Origin of the sequence: Enterobacter sp. RIT418, assembly GCF_003057745.1 — a bacterium.
GTDB lineage: Bacteria > Pseudomonadota > Gammaproteobacteria > Enterobacterales > Enterobacteriaceae > Enterobacter.
Map to the genome: position 1 here is coordinate 109,556 of NZ_QBJD02000010.1, position 11,162 is coordinate 120,717.

The 11,162-nt window shown below is 54.6% G+C and carries 15 protein-coding genes and 1 pseudogene; 7 read left to right on the forward strand and 9 right to left on the reverse strand.

Annotated elements, in window-relative coordinates:
• Window positions 1-11 precede the first annotated feature (11 nt).
• Window positions 12-881, forward strand: a complete 870-nt coding sequence (locus tag DBY73_RS13670) for an ion transporter (protein ID WP_181573237.1) — start codon at window positions 12-14, stop codon at window positions 879-881.
• Between the two features lie 31 nt (window positions 882-912).
• On the opposite strand, the gene DBY73_RS13675 is transcribed toward DBY73_RS13670, so the two are convergent.
• Entirely contained in the window at window positions 913-1,242 is a 330-nt protein-coding gene (locus tag DBY73_RS13675) for an HI1450 family dsDNA-mimic protein (protein WP_003856748.1), read from the reverse strand.
• Window positions 1,243-1,275: 33 nt separating this feature from the next.
• On the reverse strand, window positions 1,276-2,736 hold the full coding sequence (gene cls, locus DBY73_RS13680; protein ID WP_112011652.1) for a cardiolipin synthase: 1,461 nt from the start codon (window positions 2,734-2,736) through the stop codon (window positions 1,276-1,278).
• 143 nt (window positions 2,737-2,879) lie between these two features.
• Here cls and DBY73_RS22115 point away from each other — a divergent pair, with 143 nt between their 5' ends.
• The 3 genes from DBY73_RS22115 to leuE all read left to right on the forward strand — a co-directional run bounded on the left by DBY73_RS22115 (window position 2,880) and on the right by leuE (window position 4,298).
• Window positions 2,880-3,053 carry a YciY family protein gene (locus DBY73_RS22115; protein ID WP_146745774.1) on the forward strand — a complete coding sequence of 58 codons (174 nt, stop codon included), beginning with the start codon at window positions 2,880-2,882 and terminating at the stop codon, window positions 3,051-3,053.
• Window positions 3,054-3,185: 132 nt separating this feature from the next.
• Window positions 3,186-3,596: an Exc2 family lipoprotein gene (locus DBY73_RS13685; protein ID WP_112011653.1), complete on the forward strand. Its 411-nt coding sequence runs from the start codon at window positions 3,186-3,188 to the stop codon at window positions 3,594-3,596.
• Between the two features lie 66 nt (window positions 3,597-3,662).
• Entirely contained in the window at window positions 3,663-4,298 is a 636-nt protein-coding gene (gene leuE, locus DBY73_RS13690; RefSeq protein WP_112011654.1) for a leucine efflux protein LeuE, read from the forward strand.
• A 28-nt stretch (window positions 4,299-4,326) separates the two neighbouring features.
• Here the strand turns inward: leuE and DBY73_RS13695 are convergent, their stop codons facing one another.
• Entirely contained in the window at window positions 4,327-4,623 is a 297-nt protein-coding gene (locus DBY73_RS13695) for a YciI family protein (protein WP_112011655.1), read from the reverse strand.
• 222 nt (window positions 4,624-4,845) lie between these two features.
• Here DBY73_RS13695 and tonB point away from each other — a divergent pair, with 222 nt between their 5' ends.
• Window positions 4,846-5,568, forward strand: a complete 723-nt coding sequence (gene tonB, locus DBY73_RS13700) for a TonB system transport protein TonB (RefSeq protein ID WP_112011656.1) — start codon at window positions 4,846-4,848, stop codon at window positions 5,566-5,568.
• Between the two features lie 32 nt (window positions 5,569-5,600).
• Here tonB and yciA read toward each other — a convergent pair whose 3' ends face one another.
• The 4 genes and pseudogenes from yciA to DBY73_RS13720 all read right to left on the reverse strand — a co-directional run.
• Window positions 5,601-5,996 (reverse strand): acyl-CoA thioester hydrolase YciA, encoded by a 396-nt coding sequence (yciA, locus tag DBY73_RS13705; protein WP_112011657.1) that lies wholly within the window; start codon window positions 5,994-5,996, stop codon window positions 5,601-5,603.
• 102 nt (window positions 5,997-6,098) lie between these two features.
• Window positions 6,099-6,638 carry a septation protein A gene (locus DBY73_RS13710; RefSeq protein ID WP_112011658.1) on the reverse strand — a complete coding sequence of 180 codons (540 nt, stop codon included), beginning with the start codon at window positions 6,636-6,638 and terminating at the stop codon, window positions 6,099-6,101.
• A 57-nt stretch (window positions 6,639-6,695) separates the two neighbouring features.
• Window positions 6,696-7,439, reverse strand: coding sequence for a YciC family protein (locus DBY73_RS13715; RefSeq protein ID WP_112011659.1), 744 nt, complete (start codon window positions 7,437-7,439; stop codon window positions 6,696-6,698).
• A gap of 25 nt (window positions 7,440-7,464) precedes the next feature.
• Window positions 7,465-7,554: pseudogene (locus DBY73_RS13720) on the reverse strand (YkgJ family cysteine cluster protein); the annotation flags it as partial.
• Window positions 7,555-7,795: 241 nt separating this feature from the next.
• Here DBY73_RS13720 and ompW point away from each other — a divergent pair.
• Together ompW and DBY73_RS13730 are read left to right on the forward strand one after the other, a co-directional pair.
• The gene (gene ompW / locus DBY73_RS13725) at window positions 7,796-8,428 is read left to right on the forward strand and encodes an outer membrane protein OmpW (RefSeq protein WP_112011660.1); all 633 of its coding nucleotides are present in this window, start codon (window positions 7,796-7,798) and stop codon (window positions 8,426-8,428) included.
• Window positions 8,429-8,635: 207 nt separating this feature from the next.
• The gene (locus DBY73_RS13730; RefSeq protein ID WP_112011661.1) at window positions 8,636-9,598 is read left to right on the forward strand and encodes a Kdo(2)-lipid IV(A) acyltransferase; all 963 of its coding nucleotides are present in this window, start codon (window positions 8,636-8,638) and stop codon (window positions 9,596-9,598) included.
• A gap of 44 nt (window positions 9,599-9,642) precedes the next feature.
• Here DBY73_RS13730 and yedF read toward each other — a convergent pair whose 3' ends face one another.
• Together yedF and yedE are read right to left on the reverse strand one after the other, a co-directional pair.
• Window positions 9,643-9,876 carry a sulfurtransferase-like selenium metabolism protein YedF gene (gene yedF / locus DBY73_RS13735; protein ID WP_112011662.1) on the reverse strand — a complete coding sequence of 78 codons (234 nt, stop codon included), beginning with the start codon at window positions 9,874-9,876 and terminating at the stop codon, window positions 9,643-9,645.
• Window positions 9,873-11,084 (reverse strand): selenium metabolism membrane protein YedE/FdhT, encoded by a 1,212-nt coding sequence (gene yedE / locus DBY73_RS13740; RefSeq protein ID WP_112011663.1) that lies wholly within the window; start codon window positions 11,082-11,084, stop codon window positions 9,873-9,875. Before yedE ends, yedF begins: the two co-directional genes overlap by 4 nt.
• Window positions 11,085-11,162: the final 78 nt, after the last annotated feature.

Genomic DNA, 11,162 nt, shown 5'->3' on the forward strand with positions numbered 1-11,162 from the left:
CAAGGGCTGACATGACGTCAGCCCTTATTATTTGCGAGGTCACTGTGTCGCGATTATTCACGTCGGTTCGCCGACGGCTTTATCATTTATTATTTGATCCTGAAACCGTCTCGGGCCGCCGCTTCGAGGGGCTATGTGGGCTGTTTGCGCTGCTGAGCGTAGCGATCATTTTCGTGGAGTCCGGTGCCGGGACGCAATATCACCTGACATTTGACGAATGGCACATATTTGTCTGGCTGGAGCTGATCGTCACCCTGGTATTTACGGCGGAATACGTTCTGCGGGTGATTTGCTGGCCCGATCCAAAAAAGTATGTGTTTAGCTTTTGGGGATTTATCGATCTCGCCACTATTCTGCCGCTGTACGTCATGTGGCTGTGGCCGGAGATTAGCCTGAGCTATGTTTTTGCATGGCGGGCAATGCGCGTTATTCGCGTATTACGCATCCTGAAGCTGCTGCGCTTTATGCCATCGCTGCGGGTATTTTGGGTGGCGATAAAGAGCGCGCGTCACCAGCTGATTCTCTTTTATGCTTTCATCGCCATCGTGATGATTGTATTCGGCTCGCTGATGTATTTAATCGAGGGGCCTAAATACGGTTTTACCACCCTTAACGCGTCCGTCTATTGGGCGATTGTTACCGTTACAACGGTGGGCTATGGGGATATTACGCCGCACACGCCGCTTGGCCGGATTGTGGCATCGGTGCTAATTCTGATCGGCTATTCGGTGATTGCCATCCCGACCGGGTTAATTACCACGCACATGAGCAGCGCGTTTCAGAGCCGCAAGCAGCAGCGAAAATGCCCTAAGTGCGAGCAGGGCAATCACGAGCACGACGCGCGGTTTTGCAACCGCTGCGGAAACGAACTTCCTGAATAAATAAAAAAGGCTGCGTCAGCAGCCTTTTTTATTATTCGCGCCAGAGAATATGGCACAGCTTGTGGTCTTTCTCGCGGCACAGCAGCACGCGGGCGAAGATGTCGTTAATTTCGCCGCCGTCCTCATCGGCCAGGCCGATAACCACCTCCGCGAAGAAGTCCGGGTTGAGGTCGAAGTCGACGTGCTCGGCCCAGTCTTCGGCAGGATCGAACAGCTCGGCGCCGCCGCGTTCTTCAAACTGCAGGTTAAAGAGAATCACGTCCGCGGGATCGAGGTTATCAACCGCCAGTTCGAGAAAAATGTCGTAAGCCTGCTCGAGCGTTTCGTCCTCGGTCAGGCGATTGTTCAGATCCATTTCCATGATGACACCCTGTTTAACATCGTTGGGCACGTTTTACAGCAACGGGCTAAAGAAGTAAAACAGTCGTTCGGCAATTCGCTGCCACAGCGGACGTTTAACCCACAGGCGGGCATCGAGCAGGCGAGATCGGGAGATATAGTCGTCCTGAACGGCGGCTAAATCACCGCCAAATCCGGCGTCGTCGATCACCAGCGTAATCTCAAAATTGAGCCACAGGCTGCGCATATCCAGGTTGACCGTCCCCACCAGGCTCAGCTCTCCGTCCACCAGCACGCTCTTGGTGTGCAGCAGCCCGCCTTCAAACTGGTAGATCTTCACGCCCGCGGCCAGCAGCTCGCTGAAGAAGGCCCGGCTTGCCCAGCCCACCAGCAGCGAATCATTTTTACGCGGCATAATGATGCTCACGTCTACGCCGCGCTGGGCGGCGGTACAAATGGCATGAAGCAGGTCATCGCTCGGCACAAAATAAGGGGTGGTCATGATGAGATATTCACGCGCCGCATAGGTTGCGGTCAGCAGCGCCTGGTGAATCAGGTCTTCCGGGAAGCCCGGGCCGGAGGCGATGGTGTGGATAGTGTGCCCGCTGGCCTCTTCAAACGGCATGATATTGCCGTCCGGCGGCGGAGGCAGGATTCGCTTGCCGGTTTCAATCTCCCAGTCGCAGGAGTAAACCACGCCCATAGCGGTCGCGACCGGGCCCTCCATGCGGGCCATCAGGTCAATCCATTGCCCAACGCCGGAGTCCTGCTTAAAGAAGCGTGGATCGACCATGTTCATGCTGCCCGTGTAGGCAATGTAGTTATCGATCAGGACCATTTTACGGTGCTGGCGAAGGTCCATGCGGCGCAGGAACACGCGGAACAAATTCACCTTCAGCGCCTCAACCACCTCAATGCCCGCGTTGCGCATCATCCCCGCCCAGGGGCTGCGGAAAAACGCGACGCTTCCGGCGGAGTCCAGCATCAGGCGGCAGTGGATGCCGCGGCGGGCGGCGGCCATCAGGGATTCGGCCACCTGGTCGGCCATACCGCCCGGCTGCCAGATATAGAAGACCATCTCGATGTTGTGCCGCGCCAGCTGGATATCGCGGATCAGCGCCTGCATAACGTCGTCGGAAGTGGTCATCAGCTGCAGCTGGTTTCCCTTCACGCCGGCAATGCCCTGTCGGCGCTCGCAGAGCTTGAACAACGAAGACGCCACGCTGCTATTTTCTTCTGCGAAGATGTGCTTGCAGGCTTTCAGATCGTTAAGCCATTTTGCCGTCGAGGGCCACATGGCGCGGGCGCGCTCGGCGCGACGTTTGCCGAGATGAAGCTCACCGAAAGAGAGATAGGCGATGATGCCGACCAGCGGCAGAATATAGATGATCAATAGCCAGGCCATGGCGGAAGGGACGGCTCGGCGCTTCATCAGGATGCGCAGCGTCACCCCCGCGATTAATAGCCAGTATCCCAGAATGACCAGCCAACTCACCACGGTGTAGAAGGTTGTCATAGGTAAAAAATCCTTTTGAAAGCGTATTGTTAAGAGTGTACGCATAAGGATTCATCTGGCAAATAAAAACGGCAGATAAAAGCGCTGGTTTGCCGCAGGGTTGGGTTTATAATGGCGTTTCCGTTAGAGGATGAGTTGTAAACATGAAGCGCAGTAGAACAGAAGTAGGGCGCTGGCGCATGTTGCGACAGGTCAGTCGTCGCAAGGCCCGCTGGCTGGAAGCACAATCCCGCCGCAATATGCGTATTCACGCCATCAGAAAATGTGGATTGAACCGACACCGCAACGCGTTGCTGTTCATCTCCCAGGATATCTGAGCACCATGAGGGCACCGATAAGGTGCCCATCGTTTTTCAGGGCTATTAAATTTCGCAGTCTCTCCCTCTTAATACCCGCGATATACTGTCTCTTATTTTTAGAAACAATGGCTAACGTTCGAGGGAATGGCAATGAAGGGAAAATGGAGAGTCGCTCTGCTAGGGATCGCCTTATTAAGCGGATGTACCAGTAGCAAAACGTCACCGGAAAGACATGCGTATTATTTTGTATCGCATAAATCCAGCTTTATTGGCGGAAATTATACGTCTAGCGTTGGGCAAAACTATCGTTTAAACGTCCCCCAGTTCCGTGAGCTGTATGCACGCGGAAAATCAGACCGCGCGGCCGGGCGCACGGCGGCAGAAGCCGGTGAATATGCGCAAAGCATCCGCGACCAGCTAAAGAAAGAGGCGAATACCGACCATGCCTATACGGGCAACGCGAACGACACCTGGTCGACGCGGATGGAAGAGAAAGACGCGATTTTATTTGGTAACGCGCTGGCGGCGACTTATCTTGACGGCTATAACGGCGTACAATAGCAATACCGTTTTGGGAATATTGCCGCTATTGCGATATTCCCTTTGTTTTTTCAAAAGGAGAGGGCAGTGTTTGCGGAGTTTGGTGTATTGAATTTCTGGACGTATGTTGTCGGCGCATTTTTCATCGTGCTGGTTCCAGGACCAAACACCTTGTTTGTACTGAAAACAGGGATTGGCCACGGCGTCAAAAAAGGGTATTTGGCCGCGACGGGCGTATTTATTGGCGATGCGGTGCTGATGTTTCTGGCGTGGGCCGGCGTGGCGGCGCTGATTCAGACGACGCCGGTGTTGTTTAACATCGTGCGCTATCTCGGCGCGTTTTATCTGCTGTGGCTGGGCGGGAAAATGCTCTGGTCGGTAGTGACCCGTCAGAATGCCGCGCATGAGAGCGGCGCAGAACCGGCAAGCATGATCATGAAACGTTCGCTGGTGCTCAGCCTGACCAACCCGAAAGCGATCCTGTTCTACGTCTCTTTCTTCGTGCAGTTCATCGACGTGAACGCAGCAAACACGGGAACCTCGTTCCTGATCCTCGCCACCACGCTTGAGCTGATCAGCTTTATGTACATGAGCTTCCTGATTTTCTCCGGCGCTTTCGTGACCCGCTACCTTAAAACCAAAAAGAAACTGGCTAAGCTGGGTAACGGGCTGATAGGTCTGCTATTCGTAGGATTCGCGGCGCGCCTGGCGTCGCTGCACTGAAAAAAGGCTCCTGAGGGAGCCTTTTTCATCAAAACACTTTCTTATAGGGTTTTACCGTGACCTTCTGATAAACCCCCGCGGCCACGTACGGGTCGGCTTCTGCCCAGGCGTTTGCCGCTTCCAGTGATTCAAACTCCGCAATCACCGTTGAGCCCGAGAAACCCGCTGCGCCGGGGTCGTTGCTGTCAACGGCAGGCATTGGGCCTGCGGTGAGCAATCTGCCCTCATCCTGCAGCAGCTGCAGGCGCGCCAGGTGCGCAGGGCGCACGGAGAGACGTTTTTCCAGGGAATCAGCTGTATCCTCAGCGTAAATGACATAAAGCACGGAGAAACTCCTTAACCAGTAAAAGTGGCAATTACGTTATGTGAAAGCACCTTCGTCTGCAATGTAAAGATAAAATCAATGTTAAAACCCTGATCTGAATGCAGCTTTTTTGGCCGCTTTCACGCTTAAATTGCGCCCGGACAAAGTGTCTTATTGAATATGATTGCTATTTGCATTTAAAATCAGAGTTCGGTTTTTTTAACGTTGATGATGATGACTTCGATGACCCTTGATTTACCTCGCCGCTTTCCCTGGCCGACGCTGCTTTCCGTCGTTATTCACGGTGCCGTGGTGGCGGGTCTGCTCTATACTTCGGTTCATCAGGTTATTGAAATGCCAGCGCCCTCGCAGCCGATTTCGGTGACCATGGTTGCGCCGTCGGACCTTGAGCCGCCGCAGGTCGCTCCGCCGCCACCGCAGCCGGTAGCCGAGCCGGAGCCTGAGCCCGAACCGATTCCCGAGCCTCCAAAGGAAGCGCCGGTGGTGATCCACAAGCCGGAACCCAAGCCTAAACCTAAGCCGAAGCCTAAACCGGTGAAAAAGGTGGAGGAGCGTCCGAAACGCGAAGAGCGCCCGGTTGAGCCTCGCGCCACGCAGACGACCGAAAGCACCGCGCCGTCTCGACCGTTGATGAACAATACGCCAGCCACGTCGAAACCCGTCATCTCAGCGCCGGCTGGCCCGCGCGCGTTGAGCCGTAACCAGCCGCAGTATCCTGCGCGCGCCCAGGCGCTGCGCATTGAAGGGCGCGTCCGCGTGAAGTTTGACGTCACGTCAGAGGGGCGCGTGGACAACGTCGAGATTGTTTCCGCGCAGCCGTCGAACATGTTCGAACGCGACGTGAAAGCGGCAATGCGCAAGTGGCGATACGAGCCAGGCAAGCCGGGACGAGGGCTGGTGGTGAATATCGTGTTCCGCATGAACGGCGGAGCACAGATGGAATAAACAGAAAAGCCTCCATGCGGAGGCTTTTTTATTCAGGCCTGGGGCAGCGCGCGGGGCTTGCCATCGCTATCTACCGCAACGTAGATAAAGAGCGCTTCGGTCGCCTTATAGCGTTGACCGATGGGCTCAGAAGAGACTTTTTTCACCCACACCTCAATATTGATAGAAATTGAGGTATTGCCGCGCTTCAGGCAGCGCGCGTAGCAGCAAACGACATCCCCGACGGCAACGGGGCGCAGAAACGTCATGCCGTCCACCCTCACGGTAACCACGCGCCCGTGGGCAATCTCTTTTGCCAGGATCGCGCCGCCCATATCCATTTGCGACATCAGCCAGCCGCCAAAAATATCGCCGTTGGCATTAGTATCAGCGGGCATTGCCAGCGTGCGTAAAACCAGTTCGCCCTGAGGGGCGTTATTTATTGTCATTGATTTAACTCGTAAAGAAAGACTTCAGGCGGGATGCTACTATGATTTTCAACCGGAGAGAATAGACCGCAGCGCACTGGGAGCACGCTGCGGTGAATATTATCAGTGCTTATCGTCCTGCGGCATGTGTCGGTAGATGTAGACGCCGCTCAGAAGCGTAAAGATCAGCGTCAGGGCCGTCAGGCCGAAGACCTTAAAGTTAACCCAGATATTCTGCGGCAGCCAGAACGCAATATAGATATTGGCGAGGCCGCAGAGAATAAAGAATACCGCCCAGGCGATATTCAGCCGGGACCACACTTCCTGCGGCAGAGTAAGCTCTTTACCCAGCATGCGCTGGATCAGCGGCTTTTTCATTACCCACTGGCTGATCAGCAAAGCCATTGCGAACAGGCCGTAAATCACGGTCACTTTCCATTTGATAAACTCATCGTTATGGAAAAAGAGCGTCAGCCCGCCGAAGACGGCGACGATGATAAAGGTAATCAGCGCCATCTTTTCGACTTTACGGTAACGCACCCAGCTGTAAATCAACACGATTGCCGTGGCGACGATCAGGGCCGTTGTCGCGGCATAAATGTCGTACAGCTTGTAAAACGCAAAGAAGACTACGAGGGGCAAAAAATCAAGAAACTGCTTCATTCTACGATTCCATCTTCTGAGTGGGGCCAGAGGCAGAAGCGCATCCGGCCATCAGGATTACTGACGAAGTAACATATACAGGCGGAACAAGTAGACCAGCAGTACAGCTGAAATCAGGTTGCTCAGCGTATTTGCGACCACAGCTCCAACGTTTGGCGTCAGCACGGCAAAATTTGGGGCAAACAGCAGCAGGAGCGTTTTAGCCAACAGCCAGCCGATCACGGCAGGTGCCACCAGACGCATATTCGCCCACGCCAGCTTAATGCTGGTACGCATGGCGGTAAAAATGCCCATTTTTTCCTGGACAACCATCACCGGCGCAAACGAGAGGACGACGGCGAGCAGCACGCCCGGAATAACGACCAGCATGATCCCCATCTGTACCAGCAGCGTGGTTAAGAAAATGAGGATAAACAGTTTAGGCAGAACGGGCGCGCTGGCACCAATCGCCCGCAGGGCGCTCACGCGGTGCCCGGCGGAAACGAGCTGGATCATCAGCAGCACGCCGCCGGCCAGAATAGCGTTTCCAATCAAGCCTGAAAAGGTGGATGCGGCCGAGGCCCGCAGCAGGATCTGCTGCTGTTCCGGCGTCATATTCTGCACCAGCTCGAACAGCCCGGCGCTACCCGTCAGGTGATCGCCCTGGCTGAGGCTGGCAATCTGTTCGTCGCTCGGCGAGAAGGCGTGACCCAGCACCACCGTGATAAAGGCGCATAACAATGCGATCAGTAAAAACGTAACGAACTGATTGCGGAAAAAGTTTCCCGTGTCACGGTAGACAGACTGCGCCGTGATAGACATGCACTCTCCTTGAGTATTGCAGGTGTTAATTAGCCGGCAATTGTACACCGGATATCGCGCCGGTGGCAGCATCAAGGCTTGTATGGAAAAGCATATCTTTGTAAAGCGCCGGTAATGGGCTGCTCGAAAAACATTCGCCACCACGTTTTCGTCATCTCGTTATGCCCATTTTGATGGTGACTGAGTTGCAAAAATTGATATAGAGACAACTTTTGCGCTTCGAATGAGTCACCAAAAATTAACTCAGATCAATGAATGTTAAGTTACTGGTTTTAATGTGATCTGTGTAGGATCACTTATTACTTAATTGTGAGTATATTCACCCCGCGAATAAAACCACAACGATGGAGCGGGATATGAAAAAATTAGCGGTGGCAGCCCTTGTTCTTAGCAGTCTCTCTGGCGGTGCGTACGCGCACGAAGCGGGTGAATTCTTCATCCGTGCGGGTTCAGCAACGGTGCGTCCAACGGAAGGTTCAGATAACGTGCTGGGGTTAGGGGGCTTTAACGTCAGCAACAACACGCAGCTGGGATTAACGTTCACCTATATGGCGACGGACAACATCGGCGTTGAGCTTCTGGCCGCAACGCCGTTCCGCCACCGTGTCGGTACTGGCCCGACCGGGGATATCGCCACGGTTCACCATCTGCCGCCTACGCTGATGGCGCAATGGTACTTTGGCGACGCCAACAGCAAAGTGCGTCCTTACGTGGGCGCAGGGGTGAACTACACCACCTTCTTTGACGAGAAATTTAACGACACGGGCAAAGCGGCGGGGCTTTCAGATTTGAGTCTTAAAGATTCCTGGGGCGTGGCGGGTCAGGTTGGTATGGATTATCTGATTAACCGCGACTGGCTGCTGAATATGTCCGTCTGGTATATGGATATCGATACCGACGTACGCTTCAAGGCCGGCGGCGAACAGCAAAGTATTAGCACGCGTCTTGATCCGTGGGTATTTATGTTCTCTGCGGGCTACCGTTTCTGACAGGTTAAACCGCACGTCAATATAAAGCTGGTTATCGGGTAACCAGCTTTTTTTTGCAGTAAACTCCCCTCCGCCAATCCGGCAAAAAAAGACAAACCCAATACGGAAGTTTCTTATAAAGTAATTACGATATTGATCGTTGTCTGCGCGATAACCCTTTTTAAGCGAGCGTGCCATCAACCCATAATACCGGAGGGAATTAACTCAATGACGAGGCTGCCAACGTTCTCACTCTCATTTCTGCACCCGCGCTACTGGCCACTGTGGCTGGGCGTATTTTTGCTGCGTTGCGTGGTTTTGCTCCCTTATCCCGTATTAGTGTGGCTGGGTTCATCGCTCGGAAAATTAGCCATGAGGCTGTTGCCGCGCCGCGTTGCTATTGCCAGGCGCAACATTGAACTTTGCTTCCGCGAACTTTCAGCAGAGCAGCGCGAGGCGCTGCTAGAGAAAAATTTTGAGTCCGTGGGAATGGGCGTTATTGAAACCGGCATCGCCTGGTACTGGCCTGACCGACGCGTCAGAAAATGGTTTACGGTGACGGGCTATGAACACATGGCGAAGGCGCGAGCCGCGCAAAACGGCGTTCTGCTAATCGGCATGCATTTCCTGACCCTGGAGCTCGGGGCGCGCATCTTCGGCATGCTCAATCCGGGCATCGGGGTTTATCGGCCCAACAACAACGCGTTATTCGACTGGCTGCAAACCCGCGGACGCCTGCGCTCGAATAAAACAATGCTCGACCGCTACGACCTGAAGGGAATGATCCGCGCCCTCAAGCAGGATGAAATTGTCTGGTACGCACCTGACCATGATTACGGCCCTAAAAATAGCGTCTTCGTTCCTTTCTTTAATATGCCCGAAACGGCGACAACCGCAGGCAGCTATATGCTGGTAAGAAGCGCACGCCCGGCGGTAATACCGTTTGTACCTCGCCGTCGCGCGGACGGAAAGGGATATGAGCTGATTATCATGGAGGATATCGGCCCGCAGCTGTATGACGAAAATAAAGAAACGGTGGCGCACCGTATGAATCAGGCGATTGAGGCGGCGATCCGCCTCGCGCCGGAGCAATATATGTGGCTTCACCGCCGGTTTAAAACGCGCCCTGACGGTAAACCTTCAGTTTATGATAAACGAAGCGTTAGCCACTCGACGGAAGAGGTCTATTAAGCGCCTATGCGCAAAGATAAACGGGTCATTACGACCCGTTTTTTTTATTTCTGGATAAGATAGCGAATGGTTGGCCCGTCCTGCTGAATATCCAGCACCGTGTAGCCGTGGTTTTTGGCGTCCAGAGGGATGTTATTGATGGACTGCGGGCAGTCGCTTACCACCTCCAGAATTTCGCCTTCCTTCAGCTGCGGCAGCGCTTCAAGCGTCGCTACTGCCGGATAAGGACAAGGCTCGCCGACCATGTCGAGCCGATAGTCCGGTACGATCTCTTTCATACGATAGTCTCCTGCGCTTCAGCGCGAGGGGTTGAGCGGCGGAAGAAGCGTTTTTCCTGCGCAACAACGAGTAAAAATGCCGCCAGCAGCAGGGCATAGGTAACAATCAGGCCGCCGAGCGTGCCAAAGGTGTTCAGCAGATTGACCTTGTCCCAGCTTGTCGCCAGCGCGGGTGACACATCATCCCAGTAGTAGGCCAGCAGCGTTGAGCCGATCACGTTGCCAAGGCCCACCCACCAGTAGTGCACCTGGCCTTCTACGGCGCGGTACATCCAGCCCGTTTCGCAACCACCGGCCAGCACAATGCCAAAGCCAAACAGCAGGCCGCCGATGACCGCGTTGGGGCCCGCCCACATGATTTTAGGCTCAACGCCGAGCTGTACGTAGCTGAATATGCCAATGGCGCTCACCGCCATCCCGGCAATGATCGCTTTTGCCATCATCGTGCGCCCGGTGATCCACATATCGCGAAACGCGGAGGTAAAGCAGATTTGCGCCCGCTCAATCAGCAGGCCAAAGCCTATGCCGAAGAGCATCGCCAGGCCGAGCTTCGGCTGGTTTAGCGCGGTGCATAGCGCCCAGGCCACCATGGCGAAAAAGATCAGCATGCCGAGGCGGAAGCGACGGCGCGCCTGAGCAGGCTTCTGCGTGAGCGGAGAGGCGGCGCTCACTTTGGTCATTTTTACCGGAATGCGAAACAGCGGCAGCAGCGTAAATTTCGCGCCGAAGTACGAGCCAATGGCCGTTGCCACGGCAAAGAACCAGGCGTGCAGGGAAAACTGAGGAATTCCGGTAAAGAAGGCGGCGAGATTACAGCCCATCGCCAGACGCGCGCCGAACCCGGCAATTATGCCGCCGATAATGGCCTGCATGATGCGAATGCGGCTTTTCGGCATGCGGATTTTGACGTTGTTCGCCCACAGCGCGGCGGCGAAACAGCCGCCGAACATGCCGATAATCATCATCCCGTCGATGCGGGTCAGCGGCGTGCCGTCCAGATGAATAAGCTTGTAGTATCCCCACTCTTCGGCGGGAACGCCTGCAAGCTGCAGCAGCTGGCCTCCCCAGCGGGTAAATTCGCCGGTGACGGCCCAGAAGGTGCCGGTGATGCCGAAATAATAGGTGGAGAGAATACCGGCGGCGATAACGGCCGGAACCGGGGACCAGAACTTAACGAGGTAAGTCTGTTTAAAGTGGTGCCATGACATGTGTAAACCTCTGAACTCAGAAGGGGTTACCGAAAGAAAACCGGATCATACGCTGACAGAAAGGTTTGAAAAGTCATT